This is a genomic window from Paenarthrobacter nitroguajacolicus (genome assembly GCF_007786235.1).
Taxonomy (GTDB): domain Bacteria; phylum Actinomycetota; class Actinomycetes; order Actinomycetales; family Micrococcaceae; genus Arthrobacter; species Arthrobacter nitroguajacolicus_A.
The window spans coordinates 63311-85465 of the sequence record NZ_VNFK01000002.1; the positions used below are offsets into that span (position 1 = coordinate 63311).

At 64.3% G+C, this 22155-nt stretch carries 22 protein-coding genes and 1 pseudogene; 13 read left to right on the forward strand and 10 right to left on the reverse strand.

The window, feature by feature from the left end:
* From amiA to FQP90_RS02325, 7 genes are all read left to right on the forward strand, one after another.
* Entirely contained in the window at positions 1–102 is a 102-nt protein-coding gene (gene amiA, locus FQP90_RS23555; RefSeq protein WP_242703463.1) for a streptamidine family RiPP, read from the forward strand.
* A gap of 83 nt (positions 103–185) precedes the next feature.
* The gene (locus FQP90_RS02300) at positions 186–920 is read left to right on the forward strand and encodes a hypothetical protein (protein WP_144648135.1); all 735 of its coding nucleotides are present in this window, start codon (positions 186–188) and stop codon (positions 918–920) included.
* Complete coding sequence (locus tag FQP90_RS02305; RefSeq protein ID WP_144648136.1) at positions 917–1969, forward strand: CocE/NonD family hydrolase; 1053 nt, start codon at positions 917–919, stop codon at positions 1967–1969. Before FQP90_RS02300 ends, FQP90_RS02305 begins: the two co-directional genes overlap by 4 nt.
* The gene (locus FQP90_RS02310) at positions 1966–3357 is read left to right on the forward strand and encodes a YcaO-like family protein (protein ID WP_244296447.1); all 1392 of its coding nucleotides are present in this window, start codon (positions 1966–1968) and stop codon (positions 3355–3357) included. The genes FQP90_RS02305 and FQP90_RS02310 overlap by 4 nt, the downstream gene beginning before the upstream one ends.
* A 3-nt stretch (positions 3358–3360) precedes the next feature.
* Positions 3361–4509 (forward strand): hypothetical protein, encoded by a 1149-nt coding sequence (locus FQP90_RS02315; protein WP_144648137.1) that lies wholly within the window; start codon positions 3361–3363, stop codon positions 4507–4509.
* 13 nt (positions 4510–4522) lie between these two features.
* Positions 4523–6202, forward strand: coding sequence for an ABC transporter ATP-binding protein/permease (locus FQP90_RS02320; protein WP_167510402.1), 1680 nt, complete (start codon positions 4523–4525; stop codon positions 6200–6202).
* Entirely contained in the window at positions 6199–7857 is a 1659-nt protein-coding gene (locus tag FQP90_RS02325; protein WP_144648139.1) for an amino acid ABC transporter ATP-binding/permease protein, read from the forward strand. Before FQP90_RS02320 ends, FQP90_RS02325 begins: the two co-directional genes overlap by 4 nt.
* Before the next feature lie 72 nt (positions 7858–7929).
* Here the strand turns inward: FQP90_RS02325 and FQP90_RS02330 are convergent, their stop codons facing one another.
* Genes FQP90_RS02330 through FQP90_RS02340 form a run of 3 tightly spaced genes read right to left on the reverse strand, consistent with a single transcriptional unit; the run spans position 7930 to position 10918 of the window.
* Positions 7930–8955 (reverse strand): ABC transporter substrate-binding protein, encoded by a 1026-nt coding sequence (locus FQP90_RS02330; protein WP_144648140.1) that lies wholly within the window; start codon positions 8953–8955, stop codon positions 7930–7932.
* A 29-nt stretch (positions 8956–8984) separates the two neighbouring features.
* Positions 8985–9812 carry an ABC transporter ATP-binding protein gene (locus FQP90_RS02335; protein WP_244296449.1) on the reverse strand — a complete coding sequence of 276 codons (828 nt, stop codon included), beginning with the start codon at positions 9810–9812 and terminating at the stop codon, positions 8985–8987.
* Positions 9809–10918: a FecCD family ABC transporter permease gene (locus tag FQP90_RS02340; protein WP_208759916.1), complete on the reverse strand. Its 1110-nt coding sequence runs from the start codon at positions 10916–10918 to the stop codon at positions 9809–9811. Before FQP90_RS02340 ends, FQP90_RS02335 begins: the two co-directional genes overlap by 4 nt.
* A 231-nt stretch (positions 10919–11149) precedes the next feature.
* On the opposite strand from FQP90_RS02340, the gene FQP90_RS23230 reads away from it, so the two are divergent.
* Together FQP90_RS23230 and FQP90_RS02345 are read left to right on the forward strand one after the other, a co-directional pair.
* Positions 11150–11290, forward strand: coding sequence for a hypothetical protein (locus tag FQP90_RS23230; RefSeq protein WP_167510403.1), 141 nt, complete (start codon positions 11150–11152; stop codon positions 11288–11290).
* Between the two features lie 71 nt (positions 11291–11361).
* Positions 11362–11664: a hypothetical protein gene (locus tag FQP90_RS02345; protein ID WP_208759917.1), complete on the forward strand. Its 303-nt coding sequence runs from the start codon at positions 11362–11364 to the stop codon at positions 11662–11664.
* Positions 11665–11773: 109 nt separating this feature from the next.
* Here the strand turns inward: FQP90_RS02345 and FQP90_RS02350 are convergent, their stop codons facing one another.
* Positions 11774–12352: a dihydrofolate reductase family protein gene (locus FQP90_RS02350; protein WP_144648142.1), complete on the reverse strand. Its 579-nt coding sequence runs from the start codon at positions 12350–12352 to the stop codon at positions 11774–11776.
* A gap of 424 nt (positions 12353–12776) precedes the next feature.
* On the opposite strand from FQP90_RS02350, the gene FQP90_RS02355 reads away from it, so the two are divergent.
* Entirely contained in the window at positions 12777–13202 is a 426-nt protein-coding gene (locus FQP90_RS02355) for a ChaB family protein (RefSeq protein ID WP_144648143.1), read from the forward strand.
* Between the two features lie 30 nt (positions 13203–13232).
* Here the strand turns inward: FQP90_RS02355 and FQP90_RS02360 are convergent, their stop codons facing one another.
* From FQP90_RS02360 to FQP90_RS02375, 4 genes and pseudogenes are all read right to left on the reverse strand, one after another.
* On the reverse strand, positions 13233–14342 hold the full coding sequence (locus FQP90_RS02360; RefSeq protein WP_244296450.1) for a fatty acid desaturase family protein: 1110 nt from the start codon (positions 14340–14342) through the stop codon (positions 13233–13235).
* 325 nt (positions 14343–14667) lie between these two features.
* A complete protein-coding gene (locus tag FQP90_RS02365) occupies positions 14668–15123 on the reverse strand; it encodes an ABC transporter permease (RefSeq protein WP_208759918.1) in 456 nt (151 codons plus the stop codon).
* A pseudogene (locus FQP90_RS02370) lies at positions 15083–15295 on the reverse strand (ATP-binding cassette domain-containing protein); the annotation flags it as partial. The gene FQP90_RS02365 and the pseudogene FQP90_RS02370, both read right to left, overlap by 41 nt.
* Before the next feature lie 146 nt (positions 15296–15441).
* Positions 15442–16221 carry a type 1 glutamine amidotransferase domain-containing protein gene (locus FQP90_RS02375; RefSeq protein ID WP_144648144.1) on the reverse strand — a complete coding sequence of 260 codons (780 nt, stop codon included), beginning with the start codon at positions 16219–16221 and terminating at the stop codon, positions 15442–15444.
* Between the two features lie 196 nt (positions 16222–16417).
* Here FQP90_RS02375 and FQP90_RS02380 point away from each other — a divergent pair, with 196 nt between their 5' ends.
* The 3 genes from FQP90_RS02380 to FQP90_RS02390 are packed head-to-tail and all read left to right on the forward strand — an operon-like array spanning position 16418 to position 21098.
* A complete protein-coding gene (locus FQP90_RS02380) occupies positions 16418–17470 on the forward strand; it encodes a 3-oxoacyl-ACP synthase III (RefSeq protein WP_144648145.1) in 1053 nt (350 codons plus the stop codon).
* A complete protein-coding gene (locus FQP90_RS02385) occupies positions 17464–20124 on the forward strand; it encodes an alpha/beta fold hydrolase (protein WP_144648146.1) in 2661 nt (886 codons plus the stop codon). Before FQP90_RS02380 ends, FQP90_RS02385 begins: the two co-directional genes overlap by 7 nt.
* Positions 20121–21098: an NAD-dependent epimerase/dehydratase family protein gene (locus tag FQP90_RS02390; RefSeq protein WP_144648147.1), complete on the forward strand. Its 978-nt coding sequence runs from the start codon at positions 20121–20123 to the stop codon at positions 21096–21098. Before FQP90_RS02385 ends, FQP90_RS02390 begins: the two co-directional genes overlap by 4 nt.
* Before the next feature lie 46 nt (positions 21099–21144).
* Here FQP90_RS02390 and FQP90_RS02395 read toward each other — a convergent pair whose 3' ends face one another.
* The gene (locus FQP90_RS02395; protein ID WP_144648148.1) at positions 21145–21753 is read right to left on the reverse strand and encodes an SRPBCC family protein; all 609 of its coding nucleotides are present in this window, start codon (positions 21751–21753) and stop codon (positions 21145–21147) included.
* Between the two features lie 4 nt (positions 21754–21757).
* Positions 21758–22108, reverse strand: a complete 351-nt coding sequence (locus FQP90_RS02400) for an ArsR/SmtB family transcription factor (RefSeq protein WP_144648149.1) — start codon at positions 22106–22108, stop codon at positions 21758–21760.
* Between the last annotated feature and the right edge of the window lie 47 nt (positions 22109–22155).

Below are 22155 nucleotides of genomic sequence, written 5' to 3' on the forward strand. Positions count from 1 at the left end.
ATGGAGAAGACCACGGTTCTGGTTGAAGTTGAAGAGACCGAGCAGCTGGCGCACCTGTCGGCGACGCACTCGAACGCACTGGTCGAAAACCCCTTCGACTAGTCACTAAGCCAGGGGGCGGGCGCGCCGGCGAGCCCGCCCCCTTAGTTTTGCCACCGCCGGCGGCCAGACCCATCCGGAGGACCATGGAACACGCAGTAGACACTTTCGACGTTGACGGACGGATCACGGTCCGCAGCGGTGACGGCATCTTCTTCCGGGTACCCGGAGGAAGCACCCCGGGAACGAATGGCGGGGCCGCTGACAGGATACGGGCGGAGCTGCTGGAACGACGCTTGGCCGGGCAACGTCCCGCGGCCGGCCGGGAACGTGTCAGCGTTGCGGGGCCGGGAGCAGGTCGGGTGGTTGGTGCCCTTGAGGCGGCCGGCGTGCTGGCCACTCCGTGGGACGACGCCCAGGATCCTGCTGTTCCAGGCCTGCTGATTCATCTCCCTTCCTCGCCGGCAGAGCGGACGCGTTTCGATCACCTCCCCGCCGCCGGAACCGCTGTGCTGCGCTGTTACGCGGAAGGCGAACTGGTGTTCCTCGATCCACTGGCACTCAGCCCCCGGGATCCTTCGAGCACACAGATTCTCCGCCGCAGGCTTGCAGCATCCGCAGCCGCAGCCGAGTTGAAAGCCTGGCTCCAGACGCCCGCGGCAGCAACGGAACTTTCACTGCCGGACACGGCGTGGAGCATGGTCATCGCCCGGGTGCTGGGCACCGTCAAGGCATGGCAGTCTGAATCCGCCGCGCTTCAACCCCTCAGGCGGACACTGTGGCGGCTGGACACGCGAACGCTGGCGGCCAGCGAACACCCGGTCCTGCCCTTTCCCGAACCGGCCCTTCTGGCTGGCGGCTTGCCGCTGCCGCGGCGATGACTGAAGCCGCGCCGGAACTGCTGGCCGTGACCACGGACGACGGCGTTCGGCTTGCCACGGACCACTACCGCACTGGACCGGATGGGTCTGCCCTGGGAACGGTGCTGATTCGAACGCCCTATGGCCGGGGCGGCTGTTCCGGGCAAGCACGGGCTTGGCTGCGCGCCGGATACTCAGTCCTGGTGCAGGACGTCCGTGGCCGATACGACTCGGAGGGCGATTGGGAACCCTATGACTCCGAGGGCCGTGACGGGGCGGCGGTGGTGCACCGTCTGGCCGACCACGGGGTATTGTCGGGGCCGTTGATCCTGGCGGGCGCCTCCTATGACGCACACTGCGCCGTGGAGTGCGCGCGGGCACTGGAAGCGGCGCGGACCATGAATGGACAGCGGGCCGTTACGCCTTTCGCCGTGCTGGCGATGGTCCCGGCCTTGGGCCTGTACGAGACAGCCCATGCCCCGGATGGTCGCCCACGCCTCCTGGACAGGATTGGCTGGTGGCATCAACACGGCTTCGCCGGAGAATCCCGCCCACCCCTTGCCAAGACCGAACTGCGCCGCAGGCATCTGCTGGCCAGGAGTTCAGGCATGGACTGGGTCAGGGAAAGCCTGGTCAAAGACTCCGAGTACGGCAGTGGTTCCGCGGCCAAGTGGCGGAGGCTCTGGGAGTCGCCGCCGCTCGATCTGACCGCCCGCTACGGAAACCTGACATCGCCGTTGTTGGTCATCTCGGGGAACAAAGACTTCTTTACTGCCGAGGCGTTGAGCTTGGCAGAAGCGTGGGGCAGCACGGCCACCGGGACCCGGGTTGAAACGCTCTGGGGGCCCTGGGGCCACCGCCTGTCCAACGACCTCAATGCCGAAACCGCCGTCGCGTTCCGCAGGGAGGGCGGACTGATGGCCCGCATTGAGGCGTTCCTCGCGGGTGTCGCATCAACGGCACCTGACAAATCCCGCACGGCCTGGCTATGGGGACAGTCCCCAGTCCACCCCACCTGGGCTTGGTGGCCTACCACTACCGAACACCTACGACGCCACGGAGAACCATGACCGCAACAGCTGAAACCCTGGGCCTTCTGCCCTTGCACACCCTCGTCGACGAACAAACGGGAATCATCCGGCGGGTACGGTCGGTACTGACTCCGGAGAACGCGCCGCCTGCGTACACGTCCATGACGGCAGAGGTATCCAACGCGCGGTGGCTCGGCGATTGGCCAGCAGACCGGGTGAGCCTGGGCACCACGTTCGGTGACCCCCGGCAGGCGTGGATTGCAGCTGTCGCGGAGGGTATGGAACGTTACTGTGGCAATTTCATTCCAGCTGACCTCCCCGTGCATGAGTACTTCGCCGGAACCCGGGATGAGCTGGACGCGTCCGGACGTGCCGCCGTCGGACTTCATGAACTGCCGCACTTCGCACCCTGGCAAGAGTCGCGCAAGGACTTTCCCTACCGGAACCTCCAGCCGCACACACAGACGCTATGGACCGCATGCCGGCGGGAGTCGGACCTAGCCGAGGTGTGGCTCCCGGCCAGCCTCACCCTGCTCAACTGGCGGCAGCAGCGATTCCGGGACCTGCCCCGCATCCATCATCTGAACTATGCAGGTATTGCAACGGGCCAGGGGCGCGCTGACGCGACGGACCGGGCAGTGTTGGAAACCATCGAACGCGACGCCCTGGAACTCTGGTGGCACCTGGACGGACCGACCCGCGGGATCCGGACTGAGAGCATCCCCGGACTCGCCAACGACATGGCCGGATGCCGGCTGGAGTACTGGGTGGTTGAAATGCCCAGCGAATTCGCACCGTGTATGGCAGCGCTGGTCTTCGACCCCGAGACCGGCCTCTATGCGGCCGGTTTCTCATGCAAGAACGATCCGATCGAGGCCGCACGCAAAGCCGTCCTCGAAGCCGTCCATACGTGGATCTACTCGCAAGGCGCCAAGGACGCCGACGGATGGGTTTTCCAGGCTGTAGAGGCTGGACTTATGGCCAAGGGTCTCTACTTGGAGCACCGCGAAGACCGAAGATATTTGGACTCCGTGGGGCCGGACTTCGAGTTTGTCCGCGATTTGGGAGCACATGTCCAGGTGTGGCTGGATCCGCGAACGCACCACCTCGCCCAACGGTTTACTGAGCCGGCTTGCGGAATGGTGGACATCGACGCCGTGCCCTATGTTTCCATGCCGGAGCTGTACAGCCGACTCGAAGCTGCCGGCCATACCGTCTATACCCGCGACCTGACCACCTCGGATGTTGCGGTCACGGGCCTCAGCGTGGTTCGTGCCGTGGTTGGCGGGCTGGTCCCCAACGCTCCCGCGGCGTTTGCCTACCTGGGATGTCCCCGGATCGGAACGGCAGCCCTTCAACGCGGGTGGAGGTCCACGGCCCCGGAACTGCCGCAGCACTTCACGCTCACCCCACCACCCCACATGTAACCCATGAACTTACCCGAGTATTTGGCACCCGAAAGTTTCGCCCGCGCCTGGGCCCCCGAAGTGCCCGGTCCCATGCAATCCCCGGGTCCCCGGCACAGTCCTGCTCCTGGTGCCAAGGAAGAACGTCCCGGGTCCTCCGGGATACCCATAGCGGCCCTGATGCGCGCAGTGTGGTGGAGCGGTGACTTCCACCTCAATCCCGCCACTGGCCAGCCAGGCAAAGTACGGAAACGGCCTGTGCCCTCCGCCGGGGGCTGTTACCCGGTGCAGCTCCATGTTCTCTGCGGTGACGGTTGCGATGTTCCGAAGGGGAGGTATGTCATCAGCAGCAGCACCGGCGGGCTGCGACGTCTGGCCTACGACGACGAAGTTCACCACGGTGCCGGCAGCCGCCAAGGCGTCGGCAATCACCGCGGCACGTCCGGACAGCCGCCCGAGGTGGGCGCCGTCGTCGTCCTCACTGTGCTGCCGCAGCGCACCGCGGCGAAGTACCACCACCGAACCGGTCCGTTGCTGATAGCCGACGCAGCCTACGCGGCCCTCGCCCTGGTGCACCATGCGAGCGCACTGTCGGTAGGTGCCAGCTGGAAGATCCTGAGACCCGGGCCATGGCCGGCATTCCCACAGGAGACCGCCTTGGCGTGCGTGGCGCTGGGTACGTCACTCCCGGCAACGGGAGTCGCGGGGGTGTCAACACATCAGTTGGCCCGGCGCCGCAGCGCCGATGTCTTCGCGCCGCGCACAACGCCACGCACGTCCCCGGCTCTTGACGTCCGCAGCATGGTCGCAGCGGCCGAGCGAGGGATCGTACCGCCGAAGCCAGCGTCCTGCCGCATGCGCTTGATCGATGATGCGGGACTCGACGATCCACTCCTGGCCCAACACTGCGCAGGCCAGCACTGGATCCGGAACCTCGACGCTTTGCTGATCTTCGAGACGGAGACGCTGCCCGATCCCGACGCGATGTGGTGGGCATCAGCAACAGCCGCGCATTGCCTCTACACCGCACTGGGTACGGACGTTGCGATCGACTTCCGGCCGGTCGGCGGCTGGACCAGTGCCCGGGGCGGCTGGGCTGCCCTGCACGGACTCGGAATGCTGCACCAACACACCCACCACACGAACGAAAGGGCCGTGCATGCTGGTCAATAAAAGACTCCTTCAATTGACCAAGGGAAACAGGGTCCGGCTTGCGGGAGTCACGGCGCTGCTGTTCACCGCCACCGCAAGCTACTGGGTGCAAGCGTGGTTCCTTGCCCACGCCCTCGCGGCACTGGTGGGGCTCATGCAAGGAACGGCAAACCCCGACGGCGGCCCCGGCGGCCCGCTGCTGACGCCCCTTGCAGGCGTCCTGGCCTGCGGTATGGCCCGCCTTGTCCTGCTGCAATTCCATGCACGGCTGGCGGGCACGCTCGGTTCGGCGGTGCGGCTCGAACTGCGCCGCTCGCTGGCGGAGCGACTGCTGCAGCCCGACCGCTTGCGGGACACCTCCGACAGGTCAGGAGCCCGCCGCCTGGCACTCAGCGAAGGCGTCGACGGGGTGGACAACTACATCAGCAACTACATTCCCCACGCCTTCCAACTGCAGCTTGTAGTGCCACTGCTCCTGCTCTGGATTGCGTGGTTCAATCCGATGTTGGCGGGAGCCCTGTTCTTGGCCGTGGCTGTCGCGGTTGGTGCGCCGAAGCTATGGGGCAAAGTCCTTTCCGCGCGAGGACAGCGCCACTGGGACAGTTACGAAGCCCTGAGTGCCGACTTCCTGGAGGCACTCCAAGGAATGCGAACACTGAAGATCCTGCATGCCGTTCCGCGTATCCGGGACAAGCTCAACCGCCGTTCCCAGGAGCTGCACCGCGCCACAGTGTCCACCATGCGCACCTCCCTGGTGGACACGGCACTGGCGGACTTGGGTATCCAGGCAGGTATGTTGGCCGCGGCGGCATTGGCGGCCTACTCAGTCCTCAATCCCGGCAGCACCCCGGCTGCGACGCCAGCGACGACCTACTTCCTGCTCATGCTCGCCAGTGAGGTGTTCCGCCCGGTCCGGGACCTCGCCCGCCAATGGCATGCCGGCTATCTGGGCCTCTCCGCACTGGGGAGCATCGACGCGGCCGGAGGTACAAGCCAGACCACTCCGGCACGCAAGGCTCCCTTCCGCCATGAGCCAGGTGCCGCCGTCGGGCTTCCCGAAAGCCTGCGTCTTGAGGACGTGAGTTTCCGGTACTCCAGTGAAGACCCCTGGGTCCTTCACAACGCCTCTGCTGAGTTCCACCGGGGCAGCCTCATCGCGCTCGCAGGCCCGTCCGGCTCCGGCAAAAGCACACTGTTTGACCTGCTGCTCGGCTTCCTGAACCCCGACTCCGGCAGCATCACCATGGACGGACGGCCCCTTGTGCCGGCCGACATCAGCGTGGTCTCCCAACGCAGCTACCTGTTCCCAGGAACCGTCAGGGAGAACTTCAGCATGGTTGCCCCCGCCGCAACCGAAGGACGGATGCAGCACGTCCTTGCTGCCGTCGGTCTCGCAGGGGAACTGCAACCCGACGGGTTGGACACGCGGCTGGCCGAAGCGGGAGGATCCGTCTCCGGCGGACAACTCCAGCGGCTGGCCATTGCCCGGGCTCTCTTGGTGGACAGGCCGGTCCTCCTGCTGGATGAGCCTACGTCGGCCCTCAACCAGCAGCTGGCCGCACACGTCCTCACCGGGCTGAGGGAGGTGGCCCGGGACAGGATCGTTCTCATGATCGCCCACCGCCCGGAAGCCTTGGCCGCAGCGGACACCGTCCTCCGGATGGACGCCGGCACTTTGTACCCGTCCAACCAACCGAAAGCAGCACAGCTATGATCGCCAGCATCCGCCATAACCCCCTTCTGGGCCTGGTTCCCCACATGGCTGGTGAGTGGTCCGGGATGGCGTGGACCGCCGTCGTGGGTATCCTCAATAACCTGGCGCTCATTTTCCTGGCCGTCGTCGGTTCGTACGTGGTGGCACTGGCGGTTCTGCGGCAGGATGTCGCGGCGCCGGGATGGTGGGCGGCCGGAATCGTTGCCGTCATTCTCCGGGCAGTCCTTACATGGCACGAGATGGATATCTCCCACAGCATTGCCTACCGAATCCTGGCTGCGCTGAGAATGGCACTTTTCGATGGTTTCGCCCGGGGTGTTCCGGCCCGACGGCCGGGGCAGCACACGGGGAAGCTGGCAGCGACGGCCATGGGAGATGTGGAGAAGCTCGAGTTCTTCTATGCCCACACCGTTGCCCAGCTGGCCGGATCGGCTGTCCTTTTCGTGGCTGGTGTTGGATTGCTGGTTCCGTTGGGCCTGGACGTGGCCGTTGCCCTGTTGTCCGGGTTCGTGGCGCTCATCGCTGTGACGTTGCCTGGTCTGAGGCGAGGAGCGGAGTTGGGTGCCCAGGTCCAGGATGCGAAGGCCGCTGTGTCCGTCCTGGCAGTGGACCTGCTGTCTGGAACCCGCGAAATTTTGGGCTTCGGACTCATCCCACAGGCACAGGCGCAGTTGGCCGAACGGAGCCGGGCCGTGGATTCGGTGCAGCGGAAGCTGAGCGCATTCTTGGCACTTGGCTCGTCAGCGCGGGAATTGTGCGTGCTGGGAACCGTCGTCGCGGTATTTCTCGCCGCTGTCTCAAAGCCGGGTGTGGACCCTGTGTGGATTCCGGCACTCGTCGCGGGGACGCTCACCCTGCTGGCACCAGTCGCCGAAGGCGTCGCAACCGTCACACAGCTCCAACCCCACCGCGCGAGTGCCCTGCGGGTGCTGGAGGGAATCAGCCTCGCCGCTACTGTTCCGGAGGTGGAAGCGCCGGTGGCGTTCAACCCGAGCGGACCGTTGGGCGTTGACGTCCGGGACGTCGAGTTCACGTACGACGGCGGGACACCGGCTTTGCGGCGTACCTCGCTTTCCGTAGCACCTGGCGAGCATGTGGGAATCAGCGGTCCATCGGGGGCTGGAAAGACGACCTTGGCCCGGCTCCTGCTGCGCCTATGGGTGCCGGACTCCGGGACTATCACGTTCGCTTCCGGAGATGGCAGGACGGTGGATTCATGGGCGCTACCGGAGCCTTCCTTCCGCCGAATGGTCACCCTTGTGGAGCAGGATTCCCCGGTCTTCCACGGTTCGGTACTGGATAACATGCACTTGGCGGATCCGGCCGCCACGGAGGAGGATGTCCTGGACGCGCTGGACCGGGCCGGGCTCCCTCTGGGCGGGAAACGGTGGACTTCCGGCGTGGACACACTCATCGGTGAACAGGGAATGAGCCTGTCCGGGGGAGAGCGCGCCCGCTTCTGCCTGGCCAGGGCGCTCCTGCTGAAACCGAAACTCCTGGTGCTGGATGAGACCACCGCCAGCCTTGATGCTGCCTCTGAGCGCGCGCTGCTGGACGCCGTCTCCAGACTGGCCGGAGAGACCACGGTCATCACCATCTCGCACCGGGAGTCGACGTTGGCGGCCTGTGATCGGAGGGTGCAGTTGGGGGTTTGACTTAGTCGTGGCTTTCCCACATGCAGGTGGCGCCAAGGTTCTCACGAACCTTGGCGCCACCTGCTTTCTGATCTAGAAGGCTTCCGGGTGGAGGCCCTTGGCTATCTGCTCTACGGCGCGGATGTTGCCCCAGGTACCGGGCATCACATCGTCCGAGTTCACTGCAACCAGGCGGTCACTCTTTACAGCGGCGACCTGCGGGAACTTCTCCTTCAGGAACGTGCGGGTTGCTTCTTCGTGCGCCTTGTCCAGGGTGGTGAAGACGATGACCTCCGGGTTCTTCTGCACCAGGGTCTCCGGGGAAATAAGCGCAGAGAAAAAGGTCGCGAATGCTTCATCGGACGGGCTGAAGAGATTGTCCCCGCCTGCGGTCTTGATCATGTCGTACTCCAGGCCTGCACCAATGGCCGCGATCGAATTTCCCTCGACGAACAACTCAACCACTGTGGGCTTTTGCTTTCCGGCAACAGCTTTGTTGACGGCGCTCAATGCGGTGGCTGCCTCGTCCCGGACAGCCGTGGTTTTTGCTCCTGCTCCAAAAACGGCGCCGATCTTGTCGATGTCGGTGAGGATGTCCGTGACTTCTGCCTTGCTTCGGCGCTCCTGGCAGCCCGCCGTGGCGATGTACGCTTCCGCGCCCGCTTGCTTCAGCTGTTCGATGCTGGCGAAGCCTTGCTCGGCAGTGAATTCGTAAGCCGTGGGTGAGTACACAAAATCCGGATTTGCTCCCAGCAGTACTTCCCGGGACGGCGGCATCTGGTCGCTGAGTTGCTTCACGTCCCCGCGAGCCTTCAGCTCCGGTTGCAACTTCCTGCCTTTGGTCTGTGCCTCGGCCACCACCTTGTGGGCCAAGCCGAGCTTCACCAGCAATTCCGATTGGCCAGGGGTCATGGCAACCACCCGGTCCGGTGCAGCGTCGAATGTCAGGGTGCGGCCGCAGTTTTCGATGCTGCCGGCGGATGCAGATGCGGGTGCGGTCCCGGCCTTCTGGGTAGCCGGCGACTGGCTGACGGCCTGGCCACAGCCGGCCATCAAGAGCGCCGCGAGCGCCATGGCGCCCAGGGTCGGAGCGGATTTGGGCAGGGCGGATCGATTCATGGATATGCCTCCGGTTGAGTGGTGTGTTTTCAGTGATGGACTGCTGACGGATTCGGCGGCGTGCCCGCTGCCTTCTGCCGGTTCGTTGAGGCGCGGGTGGCGGCGACGGCGATCAAGGCCTTACCAGTAAGGGGGTGCTCAAGTTTGCGGGACTCCACTCCGAAACACCGCCGGATGAGCTCGTGGTCCAGCGTGCTCGAGGGAGGTCCAAAGGCCCGCAACCGGCCGGATTGAAGGACCGCCACGTGGTCGCAGAACTCAGCAGCCAGGTTCATGTCATGCAGGGCAGCAAGAACTGTTCTGCCCCGGGAGGTCACCAACTGCATGAGTTCCAACTGGAAGGCAACGTCCACGTGGTTGGTGGGTTCGTCCAGGACAAGCACGGGGGCCTCCTGGACGAGGGCCCGGGCCAGCAGTATGCGTTGCTTTTCGCCACCCGACAATCCTCCAAAGAAGCGGTTCGCGAGCGAGGAGGCGCCGACGTCGAGCAGTGCGTGGTGAACCAAATGATGGTCCCGGTCCGAGTCGGCGCCAAAGCCGCGCTGGTGCGGCGCCCGTCCCAGCATCACCACCTCCCGGGCTGTCATGGGAAAGTCCTGGCTCGATTCCTGCGCCATCACGGCCACACGGAGTGCCGCCTGCCGGGAGGTCAACTTCCGGACATCGTCGCCGTCCAGCGTGACAGAGCCTGACGTCGGTTTGTTAACCCGGTACAGGGAACGCAGCAGCGTCGACTTACCGCAGCCATTGGGGCCAAGGATTCCCACCACGGATCCACTGGGAGCGGTGAAGCTGACATCGTGGACGATCGGTGTGCCGCCCAGGGCGATACAGACGTTCTGGAAGGCGACTTTCACCGTTTGATACCTCCCCGCACAGCACCGTTGCCGCGCATGAGCCATAGGAAAAAGGGGGCGCCCACCGTGGCGGTGAGGATGCCCAACGGGATTTCAGCCGGTTGGGCCACCGTGCGGGCCAGCAGATCCGTGAGCATCAGGAAGAAGGCTCCACCCAAGATTGTCACCGGCAGCATCCGGCGATGGTCCGAACCCACCAGGATCCGGGCCGCGTGCGGAACCACCAGCCCCACGAAGCCGATGCCACCGCAGACCGCCACCGTCGTGGCCGTCAGCAGTGCCGTGGCCAGGAGAAGCGTCCGTCGCAGCGATTCCACATTGACGCCCAACGCGGTAGCCGTTTCGTCGCCGGCCAGGAAGGCATTGAGCGCGCGCGAGCGGAACATCGCGAACGTACCTACGGCTGCGAGGGCAACCCCTGGAAGTAGCAATTGGGGGTAGCCTGCCGCGGAGACACTGCCCAAGAGAAAGAACAGGACGCTGTAAACATTCTGGGCATCCGTGGTGATGGTGAGGAAGTTGGTGATCGCCGCCAGGAGGGAGCCCAAAGCCACACCTGCCAGAATCAGCCGGGATGGTGCAATCACCCCGTCCTGTTTGGCCAAGAGGTACACCAGCGCCGTAGCGGCGGCGGCCCCGCCGAAGGCCGAAGCGTTGAGGCCAAGCCCGCCCACCGCCGTCGAGCCGGCCACGATGGCGAGCACCGCGCCGACGCCGGCGCCGGCCGAAACTCCCAGGATGTACGGCTCGGCCAAGGGGTTGCGGACGTTCGCCTGCAGCAGTGCCCCGGCCAGGGCGAGGCTTGCCCCGGCTATGCCCGCCAGCAGGGCCCGTGGAATCCGGAAACTCCATACGGCCTGGTCCTGGGAGACGCTCAAGGAACCGTCGGTCATCCAAGGCATGCCGGGCATCAAGTGACCACCGATGATCTGAAGGGATTCCACCAGCGAGGTTTGCAGGGGGCCCGTGCTCCCCGACACCACCAGGAGTCCCAGGATGGCGAGCCCCAGTGCAGGCGCCAACAACCGTTCGAGCACTGACCTTCGTGGGGCAACGGAAACGGAGGGGCGGTTCCGGCCGGCTGCGGGTAAAACGTCAGCTGTCATGAAGAGAGTCCGATCACATCCCCGATGCTAGCTTAATTGAGAATGATTCTCATACTGAAGCGGACTGCATCCTCTGTGAGGGAACCTCCGGGCAGATGTGGCGACTGTTGAACCTGTGCGGGGATTTGCGAAAAGCGTGCCGCCCGGGCATCGAGTTCGAGACCCGTCAATTCCCGTGTTTCTCGCTGCCGCAGCGACCGACCCTGACCGTGCGTAGCTTATCCTTGGCCCATGTCGACTGATGAAGAGAAAGACCCTCCCGTACCTGCTGACGTTGAGGGCAAGATCCCCAAGAAAGTCCACGACGACCCGGACGCCGCCAAGGACCCGGGGGCCGAAAAAGGTGAAACGACCGCCGGCGAAGCGGACTAAAGTTAGTCAGCTCACCCGTTCCTTCCGCACGTCAGGATGTCAGGCATTCCCTTCAGCACACAAGCAGGCGCATGACCACGGAGCAAGCCAGGTATGGGGTCAACTACACACCTTCGCGGGGATGGTTCCACCACTGGCTGGATTTCACCCTGGATGAGATCAGGCGCGATCTCGACACTGTGGCAGGCCTCGGGTTGGATCACATCCGCGTTTTTGCGCTGTGGCCCCATTTCCAGCCGAACCCCTCGCTGATCCGCGGACGTTCGCTCGATGACCTGCGTTCCTTGGTGGACGCTGCAGGGGACCGGGGGCTCGGTGTGTCCGTGGACGGACTGCAGGGGCACTTGCCATGGCCGGCGAACGCCTCGCCGTGATACTGGCCGCCAAAGGATCCTGGGCAATTCGCCCTCGTTGACCGTGGAGCTGTCCGGAGGCAGCCTCAAACGGCCACGCACCCGATAAAGCACACGCATCCAGATGGTGTCAGGTGTGCAGGGTGGGCCGGTAGACCAGCTCTTGCGTGCGGCCGTCGAGTGTCCGGGTCTCCATCAGTTCAAGGTCGAAGTCTTTGGCGCCGTGAAAGATCGGGCTCGTTCTGCTCAGACCCGTGATGACGGGAAAGATTGTCACTTGGACGTGGTCCACCAATCCCGCAGCCATCAATGCCCGGTTCATTGCCAGGCTTCCATGTGAGCGCAATGGCACATCGGATTCTGCCTTCAACCGTGCGATAACATCGACGGCGTCGCCGCTCACCAGGGTCGCATCAGGCCAGGCTGGAAGGTCATGCAGGGTGTCGGAGATAACCGTGGCCGGGAGGTTGATCATCCGGGTGACCCACGGATCTCTGACCTCCGATTGCTCGCCGCTGGAGGACAGCATCTCCACGAATGCCCTAAAAGTGTTGGCTCCGAAAACCATTCGCTGGTTCTGGCTGTACTGGGCCAGGCGGTGCGCCAGCAGTTCGGGGCCTTGCTTGCCCCAGTACCCGGTCCAGTTGCCGCTTGCGGTGCCGAAGCCGTCGAGACTGGAAAAGACGTCGAAGGTGTAGGTCGTTGACATGAAGTTCTCCCGGGATGCGCGGTGGTGACGGCAAGCCTGCTGAGCCGTGAAAGGCGCGTACAGGCCCTACATCCGACGCGCTTCTGGAACGTGCACTACCGGGCCGTCCGGGCGCGATCCAAGTAGCCACTTCCCGCCGGAGGTGCAAAAGACGAGTAGTGACTACTCGTGAACAACGGCTGCCGATGGACTTGACTGAACGCAGCGGAGCCAATGCAGCCGGTACGAACCCCCAGCGTTGCCAGGTTGCAGCCAACGGTCTCCGCCGGGCGGGGCCGGGCAGGGATACCAAGTATCGTTCGTCCGGCCCTTGCTCGATCATGACACCCCGAGCCGCGAGTTTGAGTCCTTCCTCAGCCGAATCGTCCATCGCTAGACTTGTCCAACACCGCGATGAGCACTTCTGCTGAAGGAGGCGGCCACTATGCCCAAGACCGGCAAGGACGATCATGCCCGCAAAGACGAGCTTCCATCGACTCTGCAGCGCTCCGAACAGAAGGCCCAGGACACCTTCGCCAAAACATACGATTCCGCCATGGCGTCGTACGGCAACGACGAAAGCCGAGCCGCCCGTACCGCTTTCGCGGCGTTGAAGCACAGCTACGAAAAGGTGGGGGACCACTGGGAAGCCAAAGACGAACCGGGGCCGTCCGACCAGCATGCAGAAGAGGGAGTCAATTCACGCCACCCAACAGCTGGAGGAGTGGACGCCAACGCCCCCAAGAAGCATCTCTATGAGCGTGCGCGGGAGCTGGATATCAAGGGTCGATCCACCATGGACAAGGAAGAGCTTGTCCGGGCACTTCAGAAGGCCAACGACGCCGCAACGAGAAGGGCGCGGGAAGGCTGACGCCGTCACTCCGGAAATGGCCCCGTCGTGCTATGGCCGATGCTGACCGGCCAAGGGGCAAGTAAACGGGTCTGCTGCCCTGAGTCCCACCGCGTTGAGGTACCGGATCACGATGGCGTATGAGCTCATCAGCCGGGTCTCTGTGTAAGGGATTCCTGCAAGAAGGCAATGTGCCTTGACCAGATGGCTTGCGTCGCGCAGATGCCGGCGAGGCATGTCTGGAAAGAGATGGTGTTCGATCTGGTAGTTGAGTCCACCCATCAAGAACGTCACGAAGCGTCCGCCGGTGATATTGCGGGACGTGAGGACCTGCCGGCTAAGGAAGTCGGCCCTGCTGTGCTCGGGGAGTATGGGCATTCCTTTATGGTTCGGTGCAAACGTTCCGCCCATATACAGCCCAAAAACGGCGACCTGCACCCCGATAAAGGCGGCGGCAACGCCAGGGGACAGGACCATGAAGAGCAGTCCGAGGTAGGTGCCAAAGCGGAGGCCCAGTAAGCCAAGCTCCAGCCACCGGAACTTCACAGGGCCGCGACGCAGCAAGTACTTCAGCGAATCAATGTGCAATGTCCATCCGAGGAACAAAAGCAGCGGAAAGAGCAGATAACCCTGCCGCTTGCCGAAGGCCCGGGAGAGCCGTCCACGATTGGTCGGCACTTGGTTGTGGAAGACCACTGCGCCGGGTGCAATATCCGGATCCTTGTTCACGACGTTCGGCCGGGCGTGATGCCTGGAGTGCTTATCGGTCCAGTATGCATAACTCATTCCCACCAACAGCGTGGCGATCAGCCGTGCAACCCACTCGTTGGCGGACCTGGTCTTGAACACCTGAAGATGCGCCGCTTCGTGTCCCACCAAGGCGAACTGCGTGAAAACGACGCCGAGCGCGGCCGCGACGACCAATTGGAGCCACGTGTCGCCAAGGAACAAGAACACCCCCCAGACGCCTATCCCGGCAATCACCAGGAGCGTCAACAGCAGGAGGTAAAAGCGGCGGCAGCGTTCCAGCAGTCCTGCTTCCTTGACCGACATCAAGAGACTTGCGTAGCTGCTGGTGACCTTATTGATCCGAATGCCGGTGGTTGCCTGCTGAGGTGCTGGCGTGAGAACCACCGGAATGGGCTGGTTGGCCAGTGACAATTGTTGCCTCCTCGTGTGCGCTGGTTATGCGCTGCCGAGGTCTGGGGCAACAACACCAGCGTAGGCACGAAGGGCGGTGAGAGTCCATAGGAAAAGGACCCTGCGGGTAGATCCGTTAGGACGCAGTCACCCAGCCAAGGGTTGGATCTTCAGGGCGCGTGTGACGATGCTTTCGGCGACGTCGTGCACTGATGTGAATCCCATGTCCAGGGCGATTTCTTGTGGCATCGATGGGCAGTTGCTGCAGGAACACGGCCTACAGATCGCCGAGGGGTAAACCCGCCGGCGGTGATGACTCCCGACGGCGGCTCACCGGTTTGGATGGTCACTTTCCCGCGAGCTCGGCTGGCCTGCGGCGGAGGGTCTTGGTGATGGAGAGCTTGCTGGAGTACTGAATGGACCCATAGCGGAACAGGTGGACCGCAAGGCGCAGGAGGAGCGCCCCGATGATCAACGTCGTCGGGTTCAGGGTTGTCAGGATCATTTCGGTGACCCTGTTCTCGTTCTCCTCAAGGGTGCTGCTCAGCATCTGGTTGGAGAGCAGGAGGATGACCACATAGAACAGCAGAAGGAACGTCAACGGAGGAATGGCGGAGCCGAAGCCGCCGGATGCTTGCCCGCCACGGAAGGTCTCGGTGTGGACCTTGACTTCGCCGCCCGCGGCAGCCGTGAGTTCAGGTGAGTTGATGGTGGTCTGTGCTGCGACGGCCAGGAGTTGCTTGGCGACGGCTTCGTAGGTAGCCGCGTTCTTCCGGCAGGTACCCCAGCCGGGCGCCGTCACTGGGTTCGAAGGGTTTCCCGTCGATGTGCAGGGTGCCAGCGGTGGGCTGGTAGATGCCCAACAGCGCCCGCAGGGTGGTGGTCTTGCCGGAGCCCTTACTGCCCAGAAATCCGAAGGTCCTTGATGTGCACCAGCGGCTCCATGGCCGCGCCCCCTGCAGACATAACTTCACACTACAAAAGCTTTTGAGGATTTATGCGTCATGATTTGAAAGTTCGCGACACTGTAACCGCAGGGGAGGGGTGGGCCCGTCCCCACCCCTCCGCCCGGCGGCCGGCGACGCGGCGCGCCTTCGCTATTACCCGTCCAGTGGCAGTGTTAGTGCCCGGCTTCTGCTGCTGCCTGCTTCTTGGCGCTCTTTTCAGCATCTTTCTCGGCTCGGAGCGCTTCAGCCTCGTGTTGTTCTTCGGCCTTTTCCTGATGGATGACATCCGCGAACAGCTTTTCCATTTCCTTGGCGACGCCAGCGGCTGAGGCTGGGTTCTGTCCAGTCACCAGCCGTTCGTCCACCACGACCTTCTCCTCGAACACGGGGGCGGAGGCATGGGTGGCGCCCTGTTCCACGAGACGGTCTGCCAGGAAGAACGGAATGACCTTGTCCTTCCCTGCGGCTACCTCTTCGTCATTGGTGAAGGCGGCCACCGTTCGGCCTTGGACCAGGCGGAAGCCATTATCCAGTTCCACGTTCAAGAGGCCCGCCGGTCCGTGGCAGACGGCCCCTACCAAGCCGCCTGCGTTGTAGACACTGGCTACGAGGTTCTGAAGGCCCTCGCTGTCCGGGAAGTCCCACATCGTGCCATGGCCTCCCACGAGGTAGACGGCGTCATACTGTCCGGGATCAACGACCTCCACACGGGCGGTGTTGTAGAGCCCTGCGCGCGTCGTCTCGTCCTCGGTGAAGGCAACCTGGATGGGATCATCCTGATCCACCTCGTCGCGCGGAGGCTGGCCGCCCTTGATGGATGCAAAGTCGACGAAGTGACCGGAATCCTTGAAGACCTTCCAAGGATGTGCAGCTTCGGCAACGTTGTAGCCGGTCTTCTCTCCCGTAGCGCCAATCTCGGAAACGCTGGTCAAAACCATGAGGATTTTCTTCATGAGATGCTCCTTTCGTCCACCTCCCACCCTACGCCCAGCCACTTTTGGGCGTCATTCTCCTCAAGGGGCCAACCATTTCCGGCCCAAACAGTGACGGAATTAACACGCTGCAACGGCCCTGAAATATGCAGTATCCGCCTCGCACCGGCATAGTTAACGTCTTGGGCTTGCACAAATGGGTACAGTCACCGCATGAATGCAGGACAGAAACGAACAGGGGCTTGACTTGGCAGGGAATGCAACCTTCCGGCACAGCAACACAGCGCTGCTCTCGGTGAGCAGTGTTGAGGCTCCGATGATCGTCAGTTCCAAGGACTTCGACCACAGGTTGGCCTCGACCCTCAAACGGCTGAAGTTCCCGCCGCGATTGCTGGAGCGCGTCGCGGGTATCACGCACCGCCGCTGGTGGGCCGCCGGGACATCGTTCGACGATGCGGCGGTAGAAGCGGGCGCCAAAGCCTTGGCCGAGGCCGGCGTCGGGGCATCGGAAGTCGGCCTGCTGATCAACACCTCGGTCACCAGGCGCAATCTTGAACCATCTGTGGCGGTCAAGATCCATCACGAACTGGGCCTGCCGTCGTCGGCCATGAATTTTGACCTGGCCAACGCCTGCCTCGGTTTCGTCAATGGCTTGATACTGGCCGCCAACATGATCGATTCCGGCCAAATCAAGTACGCAGTGATCGTCAACGGTGAAGATGCCCAGGTGACGCAGGAAGCCACGCTGGCACGACTGCAGCGGCCTGAGACCACCAGGGAAGACTTCAGTCGGGAGTTCGCCACGCTGACGCTCGGGTCCGGGGCGGCCGCAGCGGTTCTGGGACCCGCGGACGAATACCCGGGGGCGCACCGGCTGGTGGGCGGCGTGATGCGTGCGGGCACCGAACACCACGAATTGTGCGTGGGCGGCATCGATGGCATGACGACGGACACGAAGGGCTTGCTCGACGGCGGACTTCAGTTGGTGGTCGACGCCTGGCACGAAGCCCAGCCGGACTGGGACTGGGCCGCCATGGACCGCTACGTCACCCACCAAGTGAGCAATGCCTACACCCAGGCAATCATCAAAGCCATTGACTTGGACCCGGACAAAGTACCCATAACGTTCCCGCACTGGGGCAACGTGGGGCCTGCCTCCCTTCCCATGACGCTTGCCGCCGAGGCTCAGTCCTTGAACGCCGGAGATCGGGTCTTGTGTATGGGGGTAGGGTCCGGGCTCAATGCAGGAATGGTGGAAATCGTTTGGTAATCGCCTCCTGGCCGGGGGTGGACCCCGAATGGTCACGGACCATCCGGGTTGAGTCCACCTCGACCGTCGATACGCCCGGTACAACGCGCCGTTGGCACCTGTTGGACAACGGAGCCCAGCTCGCCCGCCGCGGACTGCAACCCGTCGGCACGCTGCTGTGCGTGCACGGCAACCCGACGTGGTCGTATTTGTGGCGGACGCTGCTGACTGCCGGATCCGATCCCGCACACCCGTGGCGGGTTGTAGCCGTAGACCAGCTGGACATGGGCTACTCGGAGCGCAGCGGCACTTTCCGACGCCTGGCGGACCGAATCAATGACCTCGGCGACCTCACGGACGCTTTGGGCCTGAAGGGTCCGGTGGTGACGGTGGGGCATGACTGGGGCGGCGTCATCAGCCTGGGGTGGGCATTGGCGCACCCGCGTCACGTCACCGGCGTGGTGTTGACGAACACAGCGGTCCACCACCCGTCCGACACCGCGCTCCCGCCGGCCCTCCGGCTGGCCTTGCATCCCGCCGTGCATCGGTGGGGGACAACGACGTCGGACGCCTTTCTCCGAGTGACGCACTCGCTGGCGGAACCACCGTTGCCCGCCGATATCCGCAGGGCCTACATGGCCCCCTACCGTGGTGCCGGGCGCAGGTCCGGGGTGGGCAACTTTGTGGCGGATATTCCGGCAGACGCGTCCCATCCAAGCTATTCCGCGCTCCAAGGGGTCTCTGAAGGGTTGCGCGGCCTGAAAGTCCCGGCTCTGATGCTCTGGGGCCCGCGGGATCCTATCTTTTCCGACCGGTACCTGAAGGATCTTGTCGGCCGGCTCCCGCACGCGGACGTGCATCGCTTCGAAGGCGCCGGACACCTCGTGGCGGAAGACCGGGACATCGCGACGCCAATCTTCCAGTGGCTCGCCGGGAACACCGAAGCTGCGGCCATCGGAGGCCACGGCCTGGGCGATAGCGCCGAGCGTGAGGAAGCAGCATTTCGCCCTCTGTGGGACTCGCTCGGCAAGCAGGCACAGGGACAGGCCAAGGGAGATACCGCTGTTGCCGAAATGGCGCCGGACGGCAGTATCAGCCGCTCGCTGAGCTGGCAGCAGTTGGACCGCGGCATCCTGGATCTCGCCGCGGGGTTGCGGGAAGTCGGCGTCAAGAAGGGGAGCCGGGTCAGCTTGATGGTTCCGCCTGGCGCGGACCTGACCGTAGCGCTCTATGCCTGCCTGCGGCTGGGCGCTGTGGTGGTGGTGGCCGACGCGGGTCTGGGAACCAGAGGCCTGAGTCGCGCAGTGAAGGGCGCCACCGCCGATTTCCTCATCGGAATCGACAAGGCCCTGACGGCTGCTGCGGTACTCGGCTGGCCCGGACGCCGGGTCAGCGTGCAGGATCTGCCAGCTGCCCGCCGTCGAATCCTCGGCGTCGAAACGTCCCTCGCGGCCCTGGCCAGGCGGGGGGCCGGTTCTGCGTTGCCGGCGCACGCTGTGGACGCAGATGCCCCGGCCGCTGTGCTGTTCACGTCCGGCTCCACTGGTCCAGCCAAAGGCGTGCTGTACACGCATCGACAACTGGCCGCCATGAGGGACACAGTGTCCAGAACGTTTGGGATCCGGCCCGGTTCCCGGCTCGTGGCAGGCTTCGCTCCGTTTGCCTTGCTGGGCCCGGCGCTTGGAGCGGTTTCGGTGACGCCTGCCATGGACGTCACTGCCCCACGAACATTGACGTCCCGCGCCCTGGCGGAGGCCGCCGCAGCCATCGACGCCACGGTGGTCTTCGCTTCACCGGCGGCGTTGGCCAACGTCGTTGCCACCAGTGATGCTGTCAATGGTGCAGGGCATGAAGCCCTGAACGGCGTCGAGTTGCTGCTTTCGGCGGGCGCCCCCGTCCCCGAGCCGCTGCTTCTTGAGGTGCAGCAACTGCTGCCTCGGGCGTCGCTTCATACTCCGTACGGGATGACGGAGGCGCTCCCGGTCACGGACATCAGCCTGGAGCAGATTCAGGCCGCAGCGGCCGAATCTGCTGCGGGGACTGTCAAGGGAGCAGGGAACGGAGTGTGCGTGGGGGAGCCCGTGCACGGCGCCCGCCTGGCGGTAATCCCCTTGGCTGGGGACGGAACCGCACCAGGGTCCGCGTTCTCCACCGAAGCCGGAGTAACCGGCGAGATCCTAGTCAGGGCACCGCACGTCAAAGAAGCCTATGACAGGCTCTGGCTGACCCAGTGCGAGAGCGCCGGCCTGCCCGGATGGCACCGCACCGGTGACGTAGGGCACTTCGACGCCGCTGGTCGGCTGTGGGTGGAGGGACGCCTCGCCCACGTGGTGACAGCGCCCGGGGGCGTCGTGACGCCCGTTGGCGCCGAACAGGCCATCGAACGGCTGGAGGAGGTCCGGCTGGCCGCTGTTGCCGGGGTGGGGCCGGCCGGGACACAGGCGGTTGTGGCCGTCGTCGAAACGGTGACGCCGTACCGTAAGGCCGGTCCTGCTGCGCCGGAGCTCGCGGGCCGAGTTCGCAGGGCCGCGCTGGAAGCCGGCGTCGGTGTCTCCGCCGTCCTGGCTGTCCCCGCACAGCCCACCGACATCAGGCACAACGCCAAAATCGACCGCACCCGCCTGTCCGCCTGGGCTTCGCATGTGCTGGCCGGTGGCCGGCCGGGAAAGCCATGAAGGTCCTGGTCACCGGAGCCAGTGGGCTGCTGGGAAGTGAAGTGGCCCGGCTGCTGGTCCGCCAAGGCCATACAGTGTCCACGTTCCAGCGCCGACCGTCCGGAGTCGACGGCGCGACAGACATCCGCGGGTCCATTACGGACGACGCCGCGCTTCGGCGGGCGGTGGAAGGGGCCGACGGCGTCATCCACCTCGCCGCGAAAGTATCCTTCACCGGTCGCGCCGCTGAGTTCGCCGAAGTGAACGTCGAAGGGACCCGCCGCCTGGTCCGTCGCGCCCGGGCCGCAGGAGTGCGGGATGTCGTGTTCGTCTCTTCCCCGTCCGTGGCCAACTCCGGCGCCGCCATCGTCGGGTTGGGCGCTGAGCCGGCTGACCCGAAGCGCGCGCATGGGCACTACTCCCGCACCAAAGCGGAGGCGGAGTTGCTGGCGCTGGCAGCCGACACCCCCGAATTCCGGGTGGCAGCAGTGCGTCCCCACATCGTCTGGGGCCCGGGCGACACCCAACTGGTGGAGCGGGTCCTGGCGCGGGCAAGCCGAAGCCGGCTGCCTCTCCTCGACGCCGGTGCGGCCCTCATCGACACCACCTACGTGGACAACGCAGCCTCCGCGATCGTCGCCGCGCTGCACCGCATGGACTACGTCCATGGCCGGGCACTTGTGGTGAGCAACGGCGAGCCCCGTCCCATCGGGGAATTGCTGGCAGGCATCTGCGGGGCGGGGGATGTTGCGGCGCCGTCGTGGACTATCCCTGGTGCCATGGCGCGGACGGCTGGAATGGTGGTGGAGAAACTCTGGATCCTGGCAGGGCGCAAAGAGGAGCCGCCGATGACGAGGTTCCTTGCAGAGCAGCTCTCCACAGCCCACTGGTTCGACCAGCGCGTAACCCGGGAGCTCCTCGATTGGACCCCCGGCGTTTCTCTCGATGAAGGACTGGCGCGGCTGGCCACCTATTACGGTTCCGGGCAGCCATAGCGGTATGTGCCTGAGAGGGCAGTTCCTGTGCGGTGCCTCCTCCCGACTAAGCCCCGGGTGTGTACTGTGCGGACGCAGCCGCTGCTCCGCTGGCGATTTCGTCGGAGGTTGCGGTTCCGGAGGCTTCTACGCTGTGCGTCCAGCGGCTGATCGATCCACGATTGAACTCCACCACTTCGGGCGAGTTGGCCATCTCGATGGGGTCGTCCACCGCCACACCGCGCAAGTACAGGCCAAGGCCCAGCATGGCCCCGTCCCAGCCGGGCCCCACGAACAGTGCTCCCGCTCCGCTGCCGGCCATGGACAACGGAACGGTGTGCGTGAGTTCGACAGTGGTCTTCCCCGCCGTCTCCGTCAGGGTGACATCGACGATGCTTTCCGGGCCCCCAAAGGTGACCTGCAAGGTTACTGGCGGTTCGCAGCGCCGGATCTCGCCGCCTGCGTTGCCCTCCAACTGAAAGCTCCCACCGGGGCGCAGGTCACCCGTGATCGGATAGAACCAGCGGAGCAGCCGCTCGGGTTCGGTCAGGGCTGACCAAACATCTTCCGGCTCTGCGTCGTAGGCGCGGCTGACCCGTACCGATACGGTTTCAGCAGCTTTATTCCTGGCTACTGATCGGTGAATTTCCGCGAGCTCTTGGAGCATGTCAAACATGTGATCATTCCTTGTCTGTCGATTTTCGTGCACGTCGATCGCGTCGTCCCCTGGCCAGCTCGGTGTCGAGCGCATCCAGGCGTTGCGTCCAGAAGTCCCGAAATGGCTGCAGCCACTGATCCACGTCCTTGAAAGGCGTTGCGTCGACGGCGTACAGCCGGCGTGTGCCAACCGGGCGCACCTGGACGAAACCGTTCTCCCGCAGCACCCTCAGATGCTGCGATACGCCGGGTTGGGAAATGCCGAACTCTTGGCTGATCACGGCAGACAGTGCGCCCGATGACTGTTCGTCGTCCATCAAGAGCTCTAGGATTCTGCGTCGGACCGGGTCACCCAGGACGTCAAAAGCGTGCACATTCCGCAAAATATCAGCAGTTTCTTATATAAGTCAATACTTATATA